Here is a 17688-nt window from a genome sequence, read left to right on the forward strand (position 1 = left end):
CCAACCAGGAGAAGGACGATGAGCGCAAATACGGAGCATGAGGTCGTCACCAAAGGCGACTGGCGCGTCAGCATGACGCCGGACGACATCTACAAGAACCCCATGGATATCGCATGGACGTTCAAATACATGTTCTCCGAAGACAAGGTCGAGGACCTCTACAACCGCGCAAAGCAGAACCAGTGGGACAGTGACGAACTGCTGCCCTGGGATACGGAAGTCGATCCCTCCAAGCCGCTGGTGAACGACCGGTCGGACATCTATCACCAGATGCCCTTCTTCAAGAAGCTGTCGAAGTCGCAGCAGGAAACCTTTACCGCGCATTCGACGGCGCAGCTTCTCTCGCAGTTCCTGCATGGCGAGCAGGGCGCGCTGATGACGGCGGCCTGCGTGACGCATTCCGTGCCGGATGAAGGCGCGAAGCTTTACGCCGCGACGCAGACCATGGACGAAGCACGCCATGTCGAGGTCTATTCGAAATATTGCGACAAGATCGCCATGGTCTATCCCATGTCGCCCTGGCTGAAGCAGCTCATCGACGCGACGCTTCAGTCCGACCGCTACGAGAAGGTCATGATCGGCATGAACATGATCGTGGAAGGCCTCGCGCTTGGCGCCTTCAACAACATGTACCGCTCCACCACCTGCCCGCTGCTGAAGAAACTCACCTTCAATGTGATGCGTGACGAATCCCGTCACGTTTCCTTCGGGCATGTGTTCCTCGGCCCGGTCTTCAAGAACCTGCCGGAAGACGAGCTGGAAGATCTTGCCGAATTCGCCTTCGGCGCGGTCAACATTCTGGTGCAAGCACAGACGGCGGGCACGATCGCCAACAAGGTCGATCCCGGCTTCATGGAAGTGCTGGAGAACAGCAATATCGACGCCGACGATTTCTTCAAGGGTCTGAAGGAAGCTCAGGAAGCCGGTATCACGCAGGCGCTTCCGCCCGGACAGGTCCATGCTCTGGAAGACCTGATGATGCCTGCGCTGGCGCGCGTCGGCCTGCTGACGCCGACCATCCGCAAGAAATACGAGGAAGCGGGTATTCCCATCGCCGAGGATCAGCGCGTTCTTCAGGCGATGGAAGGTGGCCACCCGACGGGCGAGGTCGAGGCGGCCGAATAGGGGAGCCCTGCGGCGGGACGCGCATCCACGTCCCGCCGCCGACGCTATTTTGCCGGAAACGGTTTTCGGAGGAACGAAATGAACGGGCAATCTTCGCATCGCGATGCGCAAACGGAAGACTTCTTCCGCACTCTTGTCGAAAATGTGCCCGAAGCGATCATCGTTTCGACGCCCGAGGGCGAGATCACTTACGTCAATCCGGCGCTCGAAAAGCTGCTGCGCTATGACGCGAGCGAAATCGTGGGAAAGAGCATCACCACCCTCGTGCCGCAACAGGCCGGCCAGCGCGCGGAACCGATGAAATGGCTCATCCGCTGGGCCGGCGAAAGCGAGCATGAGCAATCACGCTTCCTGAACCTCACCGGACGACGCAAGGACGGGCATGAAATGCCGGTAGATGTGCGCGTGGTGAAAGCGGGTATCGGCGGCGCGGAGCGCTTTTTCATTACCGTGCGCGACAACAGCGTGGCGCGGCAGGAGATGATCGACTTCAAGGAACAGCATCTGCTCTTTTCGCGCATCCTGCAGGTTGCCGAAGACGGTATCGTCATCATCGACGCCGACCGCAACATCACTTTCTTCAACCTCAAGGCGGAGAAGATGTTCGGTTATCGCGCCGACGAAGTGCTGGGCCAGCCGCTCGACATGCTGCTGCCGCAACGGCTCCGTCCGGGGCACGCCGCGGACATCGCCGCCTTCGGACGCGGCAAGGTCGCTTCGCGCTGGATGAGCGAGCGCGGGCCGGTGACGGGCATGCGCAAGGATGGCGAGGAATTTCCGGTCGATGCGACCATTACCAAGGTGGAAGCGCATGGCCGCATGACCTATTGCGCCCATCTGCGCGCCAATACGGGCAAAACCCGGCGTCTTTGAGAAGACGCCGGGTCCCGTTTCTTACGCCTTGTCGGCGACTTTCACGACCAGCTTTCCGACATTCGTGCCGTCGAACAGCATGTTGACGGCGGTCGGTGCCTTTTCCAAACCGTCCACGATGGTTTCGCGGTGCTTGAGCTTGCCTTCCGCCACCCATTGCGCGAGCTGCATGGTGCCTTCGGCGAACTTCTCCATGAAGTCGATGACGATGAAGCCGCGCACGGTGATACGACGCATCAGGATGGGCGAATAGTCCGCGCGCATGGCGGGATCGCCCGTATTGTAGCCGGAGATCATTCCGCAAAGCGGCATGCGACTGAACAAGTTCATGCGCGTCATCACGGCTTCCATGATCTCGCCGCCGACATTCTCGAAATTCACGTCGACGCCATCGGGCGTCGCAGCGACGAGCTGGTCGCGCCAGTCAGCCGCCTTGTAGTCGACCGCCGCGTCGAAACCGAGCTCCTCGACGATGTGGGCGCATTTTTCCTTGCCGCCCGCGATGCCGACGGCGCGGCACCCCTTGATCTTCGCGATCTGTCCGACGACGGAACCGACCGCACCGGCGGCGGCGGACACAAGCACGGTGTTGCCGGGCTGCGGCTGCCCCAGTTCCAGCAGGCCGAAATAGGCGGTGAGACCGGTCATGCCGCAGGCACCCAGCATGACGGGCAGGTCCACCGGCAGGCCGTCGGGCAGCACGCTCATGGCGCGTTCGCCTTCATCGGCGACGCAATAGTCCTGCCAGCCGGTAATGCCGCTGACGATGGCGCCTTCCGGATAGCGTCCGGATTTCGACTTCACGACCTGACCGATGCCGCCGCCGCGCATGACCTCGCCAATGCCGACGGGCGGCATGTACTGGTCCATGTCGCTCATCCAGATGCGGTTGGTGGGATCGAGGCTCAGATAGAGCGTGCGCACCAGCGCCTCGCCGTCGGAAATCTCCGGCAGGGCCTCCTCTACGAAATCGAAATGGCCGGTTTCGATGCGGCCCGTGGGGCGCGATTTCAGGCGAAACTGACGGTTCTTGTCGGACATGGTTTCCTCCCCTGCCTTGCGGCGCGGTCTGTCATTGGCAATTGGTTTCGTGCCGGAATTTATGACAGGTCCGCGCCGCTGGCAGAAGGGCGGAAATTTCACGTCTTCATCAGGGCATCACGATCTCGAACCAGAAATCGAAGAAATCGAGCAGCTCCATCAACTCGATGACCGCAGATTTGTCGCCCTCGACCGCGATGTGCCCTTCCTCGATCTGCTGGCGCGCGGTCGCCTGACCGACCAGAACATGCGCCAGCGCCGCTTGCGTCAGGGTCAGGCTCGCCGCCGCGTTTTCGTTCTTCCTGCCGGGCAGATGGTGCAGCACGGCATTTTCCAGCGACAACAGGAAGCGCTCGTCCGTATCGGTGAAATGCAGGTTCAGTGCGATTTCGCGTGTGCCCGCGCGCAAGCCGTTGAGCCTCACCGACATGGAATCGAGAAGCTGGTCCGGCGGCAGGGCGAGAATGGTGCCCGCGCCGCCCGGGCGCGGCGCATCGGACGGTGCGCGCGGATTGCGCAATTCCTGCGCACCCGTCAGATAGAAGGCGCGCCACGGTCCCGACTCCGCCTGATAGCCGAGCTGTTCCAGCGCATCGGCCTGCAGATGGCGGGCCTCCTCGTTGGCGGGGTCTGCGAAAACGAGATGGTTCACCAGTTCCGCCACCCAGCGATAGTCGCCTGCCTCATAGGCCTTGCGGCCCGCGGCGAGCACGGCGTCCACGCCGCCCATCGCTTCCACATAGCGTTTGCCCGCTTCCACCGGCGGATGCTTGTGGAGGTTTGCCGGGTTGCCGTCGAACCAGCCGAGATAACGCTGATAGACGGCTTTCGCATTGTGGTTGAGCGTGCCGTAGTAGCCGCGTGTGTACCATTCGGCGGCGAGCGTCGGCGGCAACTGGATTTCCTCGGCAATCTCGATCGGCGTCAGCCCGTGATTGGCAAGGCGCAGCGTCTGGTCATGCACATATTTGTACATGTCGCGCTGCTTCTTCAGGAAGTCGACCGAGCGATCCTTGCCCCAGCGCGGCCAGTGATGGGAGGCGAAGAGAACCTCCGCCTCGCCCGCGAAGAGGTCCATCGCTTCGTTGATGTAATAACTCCACGCCTTGGCGTCGCGCACCTGCGCGCCGCGCGGCGTGTAGATGTTGTGCATGTGGCAGGAACAGTTCTCCGCCATGCAGAGCGCCTTGAACTGCGGGAAATAGAAATTCATCTCCGAAGGCGCTTCGGTATCGGGCGTCACCTGGAAGACGATTTCCACACCGTCGATGACGAGCTTCTCGCCCGTCTCGCAAATGCTTTTCGTCGGCGGCACGATGGAAACGGAGCCCATGGAGACGGTCTTGCCGAGACCGGAATCGACATGGCCCTTCGCATTGCGCGGTAGCATCGACCCATACATGTAGGTCGCACGGCGGCCCATCGCATTGCCCGCCAGCACGTTCTCGCTTACCGCGGCTTCGAGGAAGCCTTCCGGCGCGACGATCATGAGGCCGTTCCTGACGTCCTCGTCCGAGATCACACCGCGCACGCCGCCATAATGGTCGACATGGCTGTGCGTGTAGATGACGGCGGTAACGGGCTTGTCGCCGCGTTGCTCACGCATGAGCTTCAACGCGGCGGCGGCGGGTTCGGCAGAAATCAACGGATCGATGACGATGTAGCCCGTATCGCCCTCGATGAAGGTGATGTTCGAGATGTCGAAATTACGGACCTGATAAATGCCCGGCACGACTTCGAAGAGACCGTGAATGGAATTGAGCTGCGCCTGACGCCAGAGGCTCGGGTTTACCGTGTCGGGGCAATCGCAGCCTTCCGCCTCGAAGGCGAACTGGCCCATATCCCATACGGGATTACCTGCCTCGTTCAGCACTTTCGCATCGGGGATCGTCGCGATGAAGCCGCGCTTTGCGTCCTCGAAATCCTGCTCGGAGGCGGGCGGCAGTCCCTCCTTCAGCTCTTCATGTGCATTGCAGGTAGCTTTCGTGGCGTCTTTGGACCCATGCATGGGCGGCCTCCCTTATTTGTATTGCGGCAGAGTAGCCGCGACGGGAAGGCCGGGAAAGCACGGGAACGTCCGATTCCGCTAGGAGAAACCGAACCGCCCGTCAGGACTGCAGGACATAGTGACCGGGCGCGGGCGTGATGGGCGCATAGTCGGTATCGGCGAGCCCCAGGGAGGGCGGCTCGGTCTGGCCGCTGGACAGGGCGTCGAGCCAATCCACCCAGCTGGGCCACCATGAGCCCTCCTTGACGGGGGTACGCTCCAGCCAGCTTTCCGGCGAGACATAGCGCTGCGCCGGTCCGCGCGTCGAAATCCGGAAATGACGGTGCGGATGACCGGGCTCGGAAACGATGCCCGCATTGTGCCCGCCCGAGGTGAGGACGAAGGTGATCGGCACATCCGCGACGAGGTTGATCTTGTAGACCGACTTCCACGGCGCAACGTGATCCGTTTCCGTGGAGACGACGAAAAGCGGCGCCTGAATATCCGACAACGACACGTGATGGCCAAAGGCTTCATAACGGCCTTCGAAGAGGTCGTTGTTCAGGAACATGTGGCGCAGATATTCGGAATGCATGTGATAGGGCATGCGCGTCGCGTCTGCGTTCCATGCCATCAGCGCGTTCATCGGCGCGCGCTCGCCCATCAAATTCTCATGCACCAGCCGCGACCAGATGAGATCCTGCGAGCGCAGCATGTGAAAGGCGCCCGCCATCTGCTTGGTGTCGAGATAGCCCTGATCCCACATCATGTCGTCGAGGAAGGTGAGCTGGCTTTCATCGATGAAGAGCTTGAGTTCGCCCGCTTCGCTGAAATCGGTCTGGGCGGCAAACAGCGTGACCGAATTGAGCGGCCCGTCGCCATTGCGGCCCATATAGGCCGCCGCGATGGAAAGCAGCGTTCCGCCCAGGCAATAACCGACCGCGTCGATTTTCCGGTCAGGCATAATCGCCTCGACGGCCTTCACCGCTTTCATGATCCCGAAATCGAGATAATCGTCCATGGAGAGATCGCGATCCTCCGCGGTCGGGTTCTTCCAGGAGATCATGAAGACGGTGTGGCCGCGATCGACCAGATATTTGACCAGCGAGTTCTGCGGCTCGAGATCGAGGATGTAATATTTCATGATCCAGGCCGGCACGATCAGCACCGGCTCGGCACCGACTTTTTCCGTTGTCGGCTTGTACTGGATCAGTTCGATCAGCCGGTTGCGATAAACGACCTCGCCCTCGGTGACCGCGACCGTCTCGCCGGGGCGGTAGTTCTCCGCGCCCACCGGCGGACGGCCTGCGCTGGCACGCTCCCAATCCTCGACGGCGTTGAGTAAACCACGCGAAAGATTGTCGCCGCCCTCTTCCAGCGTTTTTTTCAGCAATTCCGGATTGGTAAAGAGATTGTTGGAGGGCGAACACATGTCGAGGACCTGACGCGACATGAAGTTCATCATGTCGAGCGAATGCTTCGAGGCGCCGCGCACATCGGTGGTGGCATTGTGCCACCATTGCTGCATGAGCAGGAAGCTCTGATAAAGGCTGTCGAAAGGCGGCTCGTGCCAGGCGGGATCGTCGAAGCGATGGTCATGCGGCAGGGGCTGGATGCAGGGCGGCTGCGTCTCGCCCTTGCGCAGCGATTTCATCTGGCGCAGGGCAAGGCGGGCCAGTTTGCGCTGCGCCTTTTCCATCAGATGCGCCTGCTTGCCCGGGGACATGGCCAGATGGGCGCTCCAGTCCATCCAGGCAAGACCGAGCGAGGCGGGCGACACGCCGCCCATGGCCTGACCCAGCATGACATGGATCAGCCGGTCGACGCTGGTCAGCTTGGCGGCGGGCTCCACATCGGTCGGCGGGCAGCCTTCTTCCGCCGGTTTCACCTGTTCGGGGTGCCGGTTGTTGAGAAAAGGGTTCAGGCCGCGCTGGTGCTCAAGCAGCCCGTTCATGCCGTCGGCCCAGGCGTCCTGCCATTTTCCGGCCAGGTCGAGAAAGGGATTGGCGTCCCTCCCTTGCCCGTTCTCGGCACTTTCCGTGCTCTCCGACGGCGCTGCCTTGCGGGCGGCCGCGGCCTTGTTCGCCTCAAGTTGCGCCGATTTTCTGCCGGTTTTCGAGTGGGGCTTGGGCGCGCGGGTCTGGTCGGCCATGACGCAACTCCTTCGGACATACCTTCATGCGGGCGTGGCGGGCAGCATTGCCCGGCACGTGACAGAGCGCATTGAGAAGTATCAACACTCTAAGCGGCGATTGTCATCATCAGATGAATGCGCCCCAGGTGCGGTCCGCGTGGAATCGCCGCATCCGTGACGAATAAAAACGGCCCGGGCGGTAAACCGTCCGGGCCGTCATCGCGAAGATGTTACGGAAAGCCTCTATCAGGCGGCGGCGAACGCGTCGAGCCGCTTGCGGATGATCTCGTTGGCTTCGCTCATCATGCCCTCGATGAGGTCCTTGCAGGTCGGGATGTCGTGAATGAGGCCCGCGACCATGCCGCAACTCCAGGCACCTGCATCCATTTCGCCCTTCTGCATGACGCGCGGATAGACGCCGCCGACCAGATCCTTGATGTCGTCGATGGTGGTCGCCGCGCCCTTTTCGCGCTCGATCTCGACGATCTTTTCGACCGCTTCATTGGCGAGCACACGCTCGGTATTGCGCAGCGGGCGCATGATGAGGCGGGTGTCGAGTTCGCTTGCCGCGATGAGCGCCTGCTTCACATTCTCATGCACCGGCGCTTCCTTCGTCGCGATAAAGCGCGTGCCCATATTGATGCCGTCCGCGCCCAGTGCCAGCGCGGCGACGAGCTGCGAGGCCGTGCCCATACCGCCGGAAGCGACGAAGGGGATCTTCAATTCTTCCGCCGCGCGGGGCAGCAGGATCATGTTCGGGATGTCGTCCTCGCCCGGATGGCCGCCGCATTCGAAGCCGTCCACGCTCACCGCGTCGCAGCCGATCTTTTCAGCCTTCAGCGAATGGCGCACGGAGGTGCATTTATGGATGACCTTGATGCCGCCTTCCTTCAGCGCCGGCATGTATTGTTCCGGGCTGCGGCCCGCCGTCTCCACCACTTTCACGCCGCCCTGAATGATGGCGTCGATATATTCCGGATAGGGCGGATTGGTGAAGCCGGGCAGGAAGGTGAGGTTCACGCCGAAGGGCTTGTCGGTCATGTCATTGCACTTGGCGATTTCCTTGGCGAGGTCTTCCGGCGTGGGCTGGGTGAGGCCCGTGATGATGCCGAGCCCGCCCGCATTCGAAACCGCCGCCGCCATTTCGGCGAGGCCGACGAAATGCATGCCGCCCTGGACGATCGGATGCTCAATACCGAAGAGTTCGGTGATACGGGTCTTCATGTTGTCTTCTCCCGGGTGTTATTTTTCGGAAATCATCTAATACGAAATGGCCGTGCGATGCGCGACCGATACATGTTCAGACATGAAAGAGGCGGTCCCGGATATGAACCGGAACCGCCGTTTTCGTTTGCATTGCCGAGGCGGTTCGCTCAGCGGGCCATGTTGATGACCTTGAGCTGGGTGAATTCCAGCAGGCCTTCTTCGCCAAGTTCCGTACCGAGGCCGGAGAAACGCGCGCCGCCAAAGGGAATGTTCGGCGCGAGATCGGCATGCTTGTTGATCCAGACCGAGCCGCTCTCCATTTTCAGCGCGAGATCATAGGCATCGTCGTTGCTGGACGACCAGATCGAGCCGCCAAGCCCGTAGTCGGACGCATTGGCGCGGGACACCGCATCGTCCGCATCCGAGTAACGGATGACCGGCAGGACCGGGCCGAACTGCTCCTCGTCCACAAGTCGCGAGCCATCCTCGATGTCGCGAACGATTGTCGGGCGGATGAAGTACCCCTTGCCTTCTACCTTCTCGCCGCCGGCGATGATCTTGCCGCTCTTGCGGGCGTCCTCGATCAGGTCCCAGACCTTGTCGTACTGCATCTTGTTCTGGAGCGGCCCAAGCTGCGTGCCCTGCTTCAGGCCGTCGCCGACAATGGCGTTGTCGGCCAGCGCGGCCAGCTCGTCGCACATCTCGTCATAGATGGACTCGTGCACATAGAGCCGCTTCATGGCGATGCAGACCTGTCCGGAATTCTGGAAAGCGCTCTGGAAGAGCTTCGGCGCGGCTTCCTTCGGATCGACATTGCCGAGCACGATACCGGCGTCGTTACCGCCGAGTTCCAGCGTGATGCGCTTCAGGAGGCCGGCGGCCCCTTCCATCACCTTCGAGCCGGTCGCGGTGGAGCCGGTGAAGGAAATCTTGCGCACGTCGGGATGAGCGGTGAGCGGCGCGCCGAGATCGTTCTCGTCGGCGATGACGTTCACCACGCCCGCGGGCACGATATCCTTGATGAGTTCGCCGAGCTTCAGCGAGGTCAGCGGGGTCGTCGGTGCGGGCTTCAGCACCACCGTATTCCCCGAGATCAGGGCCGGCGGCAGCTTGAACGCCATCAGGATCATCGGGAAGTTCCACGGCACGATGGCGCCGATGACACCGAGCGGACGGCGATGGGCCTCGACATATTTTCCTTCGCTGTCCTCGATCACCTTCACCGGCAGGTCGAGCGATGTGAAGTAACGGAAGAAAGCGGCTGTGCCGTAAACTTCCATCGTCGCGTCGCCGAGGGGCTTGCCCTGTTCCTGCGTCAGGATACGGGCGAGATCGTCGGCATTGGCCTCGATCGCATCGGCGATGGCGTTGACCACCTTCTTGCGTTCGTCGATCGAGGTCGCGGACCAGCCGGGGAACGCCGCCTTGGCGGCCGCCACGGCTTCGTTCAACTGCCCCTCGGAGCCGCGGGGGCAATCGGCAACGCTTTCCTCGGTCGCGGGATTAAGGACGGGCGAGGATTTCGCTCCATCGACCAGCTTGCCGCCGATCAGCAGCTTGAATTCGCTCATTTCGGTGTCTCCCATATGCCTTATACGCTCCTCTGCCGGGAGCTGTTATCTCGGAAAACAATACAGCCTTCCATGCGGCCCTGTGACAGGCGTTACTCCTGTCACAGGCGTTATCTACGACATGGCCGGGGCGTGGACTTCGTTGTTCGCCGCGCGGCGGGCGGGTGCTTCGTGGGTCGCTTCCAGCTTCTGCTCGAGATTGCTGCAGATATCGTGCAGGCGCTCGATCTGCTGGTCCACCATCTCGCGCTGCTCCTGCACGACCTTCATGCGGCGGCGGAAGAGCGATATGGCAAGTTTGTACTGCTCCTCGCAATCGCCATCGGCCTGGTAAAGATCGAAGATATCGCCGATTTCGCGCAAGGTGAGGCCAACGCTCCGGCCGCTCAAAATGAGCTGCAGGCGGGCACGGTCCTTGTGGGAATAGATGCGCGTCTGACCGTCGCGGGCCGGGATCAGCAGGCCCTTTTCTTCATAAAAGCGCAGGGCGCGCGGAGTGATTTCGAATTCGTTGGCGAGTTCCGTGATCGAGTAGGTCATATCGGGTCAAGCCTTTCGATTACTTATTCGAAGTTGGTACCGGACCGGCGGACGGGCGAATTCCCGCCCGCCGGGCTCGGCTGTTACACGCGTTCGATGATGATGGCCGGGGCCATGCCGCCAGCGGCACACATGGTCACCAGACCGCGCTTCAGGTCACGACGCTCAAGCTCGTCGAGCAGCGTACCGATGAGGATGGAGCCGGTCGCGCCGATCGGATGTCCGAGGGCGCACGCGCCGCCATTCACATTCACCTTTTCGCGGTCGAGCTTCAGATCGCGGATGAACTTCTCGGCGACGACGGCAAAGGCCTCGTTGATCTCCCAGAGGTCGATATCGTCCGTAGTCAGACCGGCCTTCTGAAGCACCTTCTTCGCGGCGGGCACCGGGGCGTTCAGCATCAGCGTCGGGCAGTCGCCCATATTGGCGGTCGCGACGATGCGGGCACGCGGCTTCAGGCCGTTCTTTTCCGCATAGTTCTTCGAGGCGACCAGGATCGCCGCCGCACCATCCACGACACCCGACGAGTTGCCGGCATGGTAGATATGGTTGAATTCCTTGATCTGCGGATAGACCTGCTGGATCAGCGAGCCATAGGTCGTGCCCTGCTCGTCTACCGGAATGCCGGTCCAGGCCGCGAAAGAAGGCTTCAGGCCCGCGAGACCTTCCATAGTCGTCTGCGGACGCGGGAATTCCTCATGGTCGAGCGCGACCGAGCCGTCGTCATTGTAGACGGTGACGAGCGACTTGTTGAACGCGCCTTCCGCAATCGCCTTGGCGGCACGCTGCTGCGAGGTCAGGGCAAGCTCATCCACCGCCTGGCGATCGATGCCTTCCAGCGTCGCGATCGCGTCGGCGCAGACGCCCTGCTGGGACTGCGGATGAATCTTACGCAGGTGCAGGTTGCCGGCATCCATCATCGGCGGGGTCTTGGGATCGGCAGTGGCGGATGTGTAGCTCATCATCTCGGTGCCGCCGGCGACGACGAGATCTTCCATGCCGGACATGACCTGCGCCGCGGCGAGGTTCACCGTGGTGATGCCCGACCCGCAGAAGCGGTCGAGCGTGACGCCCGACGCCGTGATGTCATAGCCCGCATCGAGCGCGGCCATGCGGCCCATATCGCCGCCCTGCGCGCCGCGCTGGGACGAGGTGCCCCAGATCACGTCTTCGACATCGGACGTGTTCAGGTTGTTACGCTCGGCAATGGCCGCCAGCACGGTGCGGGCCAGATGCTGCGGATGAAGATGAGCGAGCGAGCCCTTGCCCACTTTGCCGATGCCGCGCGGCGTGCGGCATGCGTCGATGATATATGCGTCAGACATTCACGTTTCTCCCTGTTTCGGTTCTTTCGTTCCGTTTATCGGAATTCGGTTTCACGGCCGGTCCATGGTGAGCACGACTTTCACGCATTTGCCTGCGTGCTGATCGGCCACGGCCCGATTGATTTCTTCCAGCGGATAGGTCTTCACCAGGCGGTCCACCGGCAGGCGGCCCTGATTGTAGAGCGATATGAGCTCGGGAATGAAGTCGTCCGGATCGCTGTCGCCCTCGATGATGCCCTTCACCGTATGGCCGAAGGTCACGGCGTTCATCAGATCGCCGGGAAGCGGCGTACCGGGCGGCGCGATGCCGACAATGCCGAAGGTGCCCTTGGGCGCCAGCGCCATCATCGTCGCATTCAGAAGATCGGGGATGCCGGTGGTGTCGAAAGCATAGTCCACGCCCATCGGCGCAATCGCACGAACGGCTTCGGCGAGGTCGGTCGCCTCGGCCGGGTCGAGCGCATGGGTCGCGCCGAGGTCCAGTGCAAGCTTGCGGCGCTCCTCATGCGGTTCCAGCACGATGATGGGATCGCAGCCCTGCACGACCGCGCCCATCACGGTGGAAAGCCCAACGGCACCGCCGCCCAGAATGAGAAGGGAGGAGCCCTTTTCGCAGGCAAGCGACCGCATGACGCCGCCCGCGCCCGTCTGGATCCCGCAGCCCAACGGCGCGGCGAGTTCGAAGGGCATGTCGTCGGTGAGCTTTACCAGATTGGTTTCATAGGCGAGGCAATGCGTGGCAAATGAGGACTGACCGAAGAAATTGCTGCCGATGTCCTCGCCGCCCTTGTGGAGCGCCTTCGTGCCGTCGGGCCGCATGCCCGCATAATTGAGAAGCGGCATGGAGTGGCAATAAGCCGGATCGTGACTGGCGCAACGCGGGCATTGTCCGCAGGAGCGGAAGGTGATCGCCACGCGATCGCCGGGCTTCACCTTGGTGACATCGCTGCCGGTCTTTTCGACCACGCCCGCGCCTTCGTGACCCAGCACATGCGGATGCGGAATGGTGCCCGTCGCCTTGAAGACGAGATCGGTGTGGCAGAGGCCGACCGCCGCAACACGCACCAGAACCTCATCGGCCCTCGGTTCGTCGAGGGTCATTTCTTCGATGGAGAAATCGTCTTCAGCCGAGCGTGCTACCGCAGCGGTAACCTTCATCCTCGTCCTCCCTGACACCCTCATCCGTCTTGCGCGGATGCTCTTAAAGGCGTATTTAATTTCTTAAATGCGTATTTAAATCCAAAAAAACGGAAACGCAAGGAGGGATCGTGGAGCCGCAGGCGAAAGCGAAAATCAAGGCGGCTCCGGCCCGGCCCGCGGCGCGCGACCAGCTTCTGGACGCGGCCAGCGCCCTGATGACCGAACGCGAGACCATCGATGTCCCGCTCGCCGAAATCGCGGCGCGGGCGGAAGTGAATGTGGCGCTTGTGAGCTATTATTTCGGCGGCAAGGAAGGGCTGCTGCTGGCGCTTGCCAAGCGGAATGCGACCGAGGCGCTCGCGGAACTCGACAGGCTGCTCGCCCTCGATATCGATCCAGTGGAGAAATTCCGGCGGCATCTGGCCGGCGTCATCTGGACCTTCTTCCGCTATCCCTATCTGAACCGGCTGCTGCATTCGCTGATGCGCGATGCCTCGACGGATGCGTCCAAGGAAATTGCGGAATTCTTCGCCGCACCGCTTGGACGCGCCGCGACCGGGCTCATCCGGCAGGCACAGGCCGCCGGGCTGATGCATGTGGAAGATCCGATGCTCTTCTATTTCGCGGCCCTAGGGGCCTGCGAGCAGATTTTCGTCAACCAGGCGAACCTGAAATATGTCTATGGTGTGGACGAGATCACCGACGATCTTCGTCGCCACTACACGAATGTCGTGCTCGACACTTTCATGAACGGTTGCCTGACGAAAAAAAACGACGCCTGAGACCTGTGTGGTCCAGAGCGCCGCTTTTCCTCAGAACAGAAGGTCTGCGAGCTTCGCCCTTTGATAGGGCCCGTCGCCGTGCAGATATTCGCACCACATGCCGCGGCGGCGATAAAGCTGCGCATCGCATTCATAGGTGAAGCCGAACCCGCCATGGAACTGAATGGCGCGGTCGGCGGCGAATGAAAGCGCGTCGGAGGATTCCGACTTCGCCATGCGCACCGCGATCTCGCCCTCGCCCTGCTGACCGAAGGTGCAGGCTGCGTTGTAGAGATGCGAACGCGCGGTCTCATAAGCGACCAGCGCATCGACTGTCGGATGCTTCAGCGACTGGTAGGAGCCGATCAGCTTGCCGAACTGCTTGCGGGTTTTCAGATACTCCACCGTGTAGTCCACGCAGCTTGCCGCCGCGCCGCAGGCTTCCGCCGAGAGAAGCAGCGACGACGCCAGATCGATATGGGCGAGCGTCTCGCTCGTGCGTGACGTATCGAGAAGCGCGTCGGCTGGAACCTCCACACCGTCAAGCTCCAGACGGAAGGAGCGGCGCGTCTCATCTGCCACCACTTCGCGGCGCAGCGCGCCTTCCGGCAAAGCCGCCTTTTCGATAATGACGAGGGCGGGCTTACCGTCCTTCATCACCGAGGCGATAATCCATTCCGCACTGGCTGCATCGACCACGAAAATCTTCGTGCCGGAGAGCTTCAGCTTGCCGCCCTCTTCCACCGCCTTTGCCTCGATATGGGTGAGATCCCAGTCGGCATGGGGTTCGGTCAGTGCAAGGGTTGCGGCCTTGCCGGCGCAAATCTCCGGCAGGATCCTCGATTTCTGCGCCTCCGTGCCGCCCGCCAACAGCGCCTGCGCGGCAAGCGTCGTCGGCACGAAGGGGCCGCCCATCAGGCGGCGGCTCATCTGCTCCACCACCGGCACGACTTCGGCCATGGAGAGCCCGACGCCGCCGAACTCTTCGGGCACGGCAATGCCGAGCCAGCCCAGCGCAATCATTTCCTGCCAGACGGCGGGATCGTAACCCAGCTCGTCCTCGATCAGCTTACGGACGGTCGGAACCGGCGACTTGTCGCGGCAGAAATTCTGCGCGACTTCGAGGAGTTCGGCCTGTTCTTCGCTGAATGTGAGCGTGACGTTTCTTTCCATTGTCGTTCCCTCGCTCCTCAGCTCTTCGGCAGGCCGAGCACATGCTCGCCAATGATGTTGTGCTGGATCTGGCTGGTGCCGCCGCCGATCGTGCCGGAGAAAGCATTGAGATAAGAGCGCTGCCAGATCCCTTCGTCATAGGCTTCCGGCTCGCCGACATAATAGGCGCCGCGCGGCCCCTGCATGGCCATCGCAAGCTGGTTGATCTCGCGATAGAACTCCGTCGCGATCAGCTTGGACATCAGCGGCAGGGACATCGGCTTGTCCTGCACCAGCGGTGCGATACGCGAACGCTTGCCGTTGAGCTGAAGCCCGCGATAGGTCGCCAGCAGCTTCACCAGCTTGTCGCGAATGATCGGGTCCTCGCAGGCCGGGTGGCCATTGCGCAGGGCGCGCTTGGCCAGTTCCACCACTTCGCCGACATCCGGGTAGACGGTCACATAGCCGCCTGCCTGGCCGCCGCGCGCACCACGCTCATATTCCAGCGTGCGCATGGCAACCGCCCAGCCCTTGCCCTCGCCGCCAATGAGCGAGGTTGCCGGAATGCGGGCATCGGTGAAGAAGGTCTGGGTAAAGCCGTATTCGCCGGTGAGCTTCTTGATCGGCACGGTTTCGACGCCCGGCACCGTCATCGGTGCGAGGAAGAAGCTCAGACCGTCATATTTGCGCGGCGCATCGGGATCGGTGCGGGCGAGCAGGATCATATATTTCGCGTAATTGCCCTGCGTCGTCCAGATCTTCGAGCCGTTGACGACATAATCGTCGCCATCGCGCACGGCGCGGGTCTGGGCATTGCCGAGGTCGGACCCGTGGTCGGGTTCGGAAAAGCCCTGACACCAGATGTCTTCGGCGCTCAGGATACCCTTGATATAGGCCTTGCGCTGTTCTTCGGACCCCATGTCGAGGATGAGGGGACCTGCCCAGTTGATGCCGATGGCATTGAGCATGATGGGGCCACCCGCGCGATGCATTTCCTGCGTCGCGACATCCTGAAAGGCCTGCGCCAGTCCGCCGCCGCCATATTCCTTCGGCCAGGCAGCGCCGAGATAGCCCGCCTCGTAGCATTTGTGCTGCCAATCGCGCAGGAAGTCGAACTGTTCCTGCGTGCCCACTTCCATGAAGGTGAGCGGCAGCATGAAGTCCGGATCGGCGGGGACATTCTCGGCAAACCAGGCGCGCGCGCCGGCGCGAAATTCGTCCAGTTCCTTCTGACTCACATCGGACATGTTCTCGTTCCCTACAATTCGATCGAACGCTGGAAAGCGGGCCGCGCGCTGAGGCGCTCGTAATAGGCTGCCGTGTTGGGCTTGAAACCGCCCTTGAAGCCCAGCGTGTCGGCCAGATAGAGCGAAAAGCCGACGCATATATCTGCGACGGTAAAGCGGTCCGCACACAGATAGTCGCGCCCGTCCAGCGCCGCCTCGACGGTGCGCAGGCGCGCAAAGAACCACTGCGTGTAGTCTTCCGCCGCCTGTTTCAGGCGCCGCTCTTCCGGCTCGAGCTGGGTGTAGCGAAGCACGATGGTCTGGGGGAAGGTCAGCGTGGCGTCACTGCGATGGATCCAGTTGAGCCAGGCGCCATATTCCTTGTCGCCCGGCTTCAGCGCCAGATCGGTCGGTCCGTAGACCTCCACCAGATACTGCGCGATGCCCGCCGATTCCGTCATCTCCGTCTCGCCATCCACGAAATAGGGCACGGTGCCGACGGGATTGATGCCGGTATAGCCTTCGCGCAGAAAGCGCGGCGGGAAGGGCATGGTCTCGAGTTCGTAGTCGAGTCCCATTTCCTCCAGCGTCCAGAGCGGGCGCAGCGAGCGCGCGCCCTTGCAATGATAGAGTTTCATTCCTCGCCTGCCTTTTTGGCCGGTTCATCCGGCTTTGTTGTAGGCGTTTTCCTAGCACCGCTGTCGGGGGATTTCACCGGCAAATTAAAACGGCGCCGTATCAACGGCAATTGACGCAAGGGAAACAGGGCGCGGCGTGCACTCTAGTGAAGCTCGAAATCAACCGGAATACGCAAGGTCAGCGGCTTGGGCACCATGTTTTCCGGAAAGGCCGGAAAGGGGGAGGCATGCTCCACCATCCGATCGATCTCCTTGTCGAGCAGGCTGCTGCCGGTGGATTTTTCGAGCTTCGCGGAGAGCACAGCGCCTTCCGGCGAGATGACGAGGCGGAGCAGCCCCGCCCCCTGGATACCGCGCATCCTTGCCCGCAACGGATAGCGCTTCTCTCGCGCCAGCCGCCCGATAATGAGCGCCCGGTAATCGGCCCGCGCCCCGGGCGTTCCGCCGCCTGCGGTGGCGCCTGTCCCGGCCTTGCCCTGCGCCGCAAGACCCGGCTTTCCTCCGGCAGTGTCCTGGGATGTCTCTGCAACCCCATCGGGCCGCCCCTGCGTTTCGGCATTTTCCTGCGGCGGCGCAGGCTTCGTTTCCATCCGCTTTTGCGGTTCGGGCTTTGCCTTCCGCTTCGGCGTGGGCTTCGGCTGGCGGGTCGGCGCAGGTTCGGGCTTCGGCACGGATTTGGCGACGGGCTCAGGTTTCGGCTCTGGTTTGGATTCCGGCTCTGGTTCCGACTTGGGTTCCGGAGGGGCTGTTTTTTCGACCGGCTCGGAGGTGGGTTCGGATGTGTTGCCTTTCGGCGCGCCGCCCGTGCCCGCCTGCCCGGCCAGGTCGATCATCAGACCGCCACTGCCCGGCGCCATCGCGCCCGTCGTTTGCGGCTCCCCGTGAAAAATCCAGTAGAAGCCCGCCAGATGCAGCAGGATGGCGGCAACAACAAAGGCCGCAATTTCGTTGCGCGTCAGCGTCATGCCC

15 protein-coding genes are annotated in these 17688 nt (G+C 62.1%); 3 read left to right on the top strand and 12 right to left on the bottom strand.

The window, feature by feature from the left end; all coding sequences use genetic code 11:
• The first annotated feature begins 18 nt into the window (after nt 1-18).
• Both CMI59_RS03615 and CMI59_RS03620 read left to right on the top strand, forming a co-directional pair.
• Nucleotides 19-1125 (top strand): ferritin-like domain-containing protein, encoded by a 1107-nt coding sequence (locus tag CMI59_RS03615; protein WP_293324870.1) that lies wholly within the window; start codon nt 19-21, stop codon nt 1123-1125.
• Nucleotides 1126-1203: 78 nt separating this feature from the next.
• Nucleotides 1204-1998: a PAS domain S-box protein gene (locus CMI59_RS03620; RefSeq protein ID WP_293324873.1), complete on the top strand. Its 795-nt coding sequence runs from the start codon at nt 1204-1206 to the stop codon at nt 1996-1998.
• Between the two features lie 21 nt (nt 1999-2019).
• Here CMI59_RS03620 and CMI59_RS03625 read toward each other — a convergent pair whose 3' ends face one another.
• The 8 genes from CMI59_RS03625 to CMI59_RS03660 form a co-directional block, all read right to left on the bottom strand.
• Nucleotides 2020-3039 (bottom strand): NADP-dependent oxidoreductase, encoded by a 1020-nt coding sequence (locus tag CMI59_RS03625; RefSeq protein WP_293324876.1) that lies wholly within the window; start codon nt 3037-3039, stop codon nt 2020-2022.
• 109 nt (nt 3040-3148) lie between these two features.
• Complete coding sequence (locus CMI59_RS03630) at nt 3149-5047, bottom strand: alkyl sulfatase dimerization domain-containing protein (protein ID WP_293324879.1); 1899 nt, start codon at nt 5045-5047, stop codon at nt 3149-3151.
• Nucleotides 5048-5147: 100 nt separating this feature from the next.
• Nucleotides 5148-7178, bottom strand: coding sequence for an alpha/beta fold hydrolase (locus CMI59_RS03635; protein ID WP_293324882.1), 2031 nt, complete (start codon nt 7176-7178; stop codon nt 5148-5150).
• A 228-nt stretch (nt 7179-7406) separates the two neighbouring features.
• Nucleotides 7407-8384 carry a nitronate monooxygenase family protein gene (locus tag CMI59_RS03640; RefSeq protein WP_293324885.1) on the bottom strand — a complete coding sequence of 326 codons (978 nt, stop codon included), beginning with the start codon at nt 8382-8384 and terminating at the stop codon, nt 7407-7409.
• A gap of 149 nt (nt 8385-8533) precedes the next feature.
• Complete coding sequence (locus tag CMI59_RS03645) at nt 8534-9937, bottom strand: aldehyde dehydrogenase family protein (RefSeq protein WP_293324888.1); 1404 nt, start codon at nt 9935-9937, stop codon at nt 8534-8536.
• Nucleotides 9938-10051: 114 nt separating this feature from the next.
• Nucleotides 10052-10477, bottom strand: a complete 426-nt coding sequence (locus CMI59_RS03650) for a MerR family DNA-binding transcriptional regulator (RefSeq protein WP_293324891.1) — start codon at nt 10475-10477, stop codon at nt 10052-10054.
• Between the two features lie 83 nt (nt 10478-10560).
• On the bottom strand, nt 10561-11802 hold the full coding sequence (locus CMI59_RS03655) for an acetyl-CoA C-acetyltransferase (RefSeq protein WP_293324893.1): 1242 nt from the start codon (nt 11800-11802) through the stop codon (nt 10561-10563).
• A 51-nt stretch (nt 11803-11853) separates the two neighbouring features.
• Nucleotides 11854-12960: an NAD(P)-dependent alcohol dehydrogenase gene (locus CMI59_RS03660; protein WP_293324896.1), complete on the bottom strand. Its 1107-nt coding sequence runs from the start codon at nt 12958-12960 to the stop codon at nt 11854-11856.
• A gap of 110 nt (nt 12961-13070) precedes the next feature.
• On the opposite strand from CMI59_RS03660, the gene CMI59_RS03665 reads away from it, so the two are divergent.
• A complete protein-coding gene (locus tag CMI59_RS03665; RefSeq protein WP_293324899.1) occupies nt 13071-13724 on the top strand; it encodes a TetR family transcriptional regulator in 654 nt (217 codons plus the stop codon).
• Between the two features lie 30 nt (nt 13725-13754).
• Here the strand turns inward: CMI59_RS03665 and CMI59_RS03670 are convergent, their stop codons facing one another.
• The 4 genes from CMI59_RS03670 to CMI59_RS03685 all read right to left on the bottom strand — a co-directional run bounded on the left by CMI59_RS03670 (nt 13755) and on the right by CMI59_RS03685 (nt 17684).
• Nucleotides 13755-14876, bottom strand: coding sequence for an acyl-CoA dehydrogenase family protein (locus CMI59_RS03670; RefSeq protein WP_293324902.1), 1122 nt, complete (start codon nt 14874-14876; stop codon nt 13755-13757).
• A 17-nt stretch (nt 14877-14893) separates the two neighbouring features.
• Nucleotides 14894-16102, bottom strand: a complete 1209-nt coding sequence (locus tag CMI59_RS03675; RefSeq protein ID WP_293324905.1) for an acyl-CoA dehydrogenase family protein — start codon at nt 16100-16102, stop codon at nt 14894-14896.
• An 11-nt stretch (nt 16103-16113) separates the two neighbouring features.
• Nucleotides 16114-16719 carry a glutathione S-transferase family protein gene (locus tag CMI59_RS03680; RefSeq protein WP_293324908.1) on the bottom strand — a complete coding sequence of 202 codons (606 nt, stop codon included), beginning with the start codon at nt 16717-16719 and terminating at the stop codon, nt 16114-16116.
• 143 nt (nt 16720-16862) lie between these two features.
• The gene (locus CMI59_RS03685; protein ID WP_293324911.1) at nt 16863-17684 is read right to left on the bottom strand and encodes an energy transducer TonB; all 822 of its coding nucleotides are present in this window, start codon (nt 17682-17684) and stop codon (nt 16863-16865) included.
• Between the last annotated feature and the right edge of the window lie 4 nt (nt 17685-17688).

The sequence above is a fragment of the Parvibaculum sp. genome (assembly GCF_002684405.1).
GTDB lineage: Bacteria > Pseudomonadota > Alphaproteobacteria > Parvibaculales > Parvibaculaceae > Parvibaculum.

Excerpts from the sequence above, each read along its gene's own strand:
- CMI59_RS03615 (WP_293324870.1), top strand. The coding sequence starts at position 19 with ATGAGCGCAAATACGGAGCATGAGGTCGTCACCAAAGGCGACTGGCGC.
- CMI59_RS03620 (WP_293324873.1), top strand. The coding sequence starts at position 1,204 with ATGAACGGGCAATCTTCGCATCGCGATGCGCAAACGGAAGACTTCTTC.
- CMI59_RS03625 (WP_293324876.1), bottom strand. The coding sequence starts at position 3,039 with ATGTCCGACAAGAACCGTCAGTTTCGCCTGAAATCGCGCCCCACGGGC.
- CMI59_RS03630 (WP_293324879.1), bottom strand. The coding sequence starts at position 5,047 with ATGCATGGGTCCAAAGACGCCACGAAAGCTACCTGCAATGCACATGAA.
- CMI59_RS03635 (WP_293324882.1), bottom strand. The coding sequence starts at position 7,178 with ATGGCCGACCAGACCCGCGCGCCCAAGCCCCACTCGAAAACCGGCAGA.
- CMI59_RS03640 (WP_293324885.1), bottom strand. The coding sequence starts at position 8,384 with ATGAAGACCCGTATCACCGAACTCTTCGGTATTGAGCATCCGATCGTC.
- CMI59_RS03645 (WP_293324888.1), bottom strand. The coding sequence starts at position 9,937 with ATGAGCGAATTCAAGCTGCTGATCGGCGGCAAGCTGGTCGATGGAGCG.
- CMI59_RS03650 (WP_293324891.1), bottom strand. The coding sequence starts at position 10,477 with ATGACCTACTCGATCACGGAACTCGCCAACGAATTCGAAATCACTCCG.
- CMI59_RS03655 (WP_293324893.1), bottom strand. The coding sequence starts at position 11,802 with ATGTCTGACGCATATATCATCGACGCATGCCGCACGCCGCGCGGCATC.
- CMI59_RS03660 (WP_293324896.1), bottom strand. The coding sequence starts at position 12,960 with ATGAAGGTTACCGCTGCGGTAGCACGCTCGGCTGAAGACGATTTCTCC.
- CMI59_RS03670 (WP_293324902.1), bottom strand. The coding sequence starts at position 14,876 with ATGGAAAGAAACGTCACGCTCACATTCAGCGAAGAACAGGCCGAACTC.
- CMI59_RS03675 (WP_293324905.1), bottom strand. The coding sequence starts at position 16,102 with ATGTCCGATGTGAGTCAGAAGGAACTGGACGAATTTCGCGCCGGCGCG.
- CMI59_RS03680 (WP_293324908.1), bottom strand. The coding sequence starts at position 16,719 with ATGAAACTCTATCATTGCAAGGGCGCGCGCTCGCTGCGCCCGCTCTGG.
- CMI59_RS03685 (WP_293324911.1), bottom strand. The coding sequence starts at position 17,684 with ATGACGCTGACGCGCAACGAAATTGCGGCCTTTGTTGTTGCCGCCATC.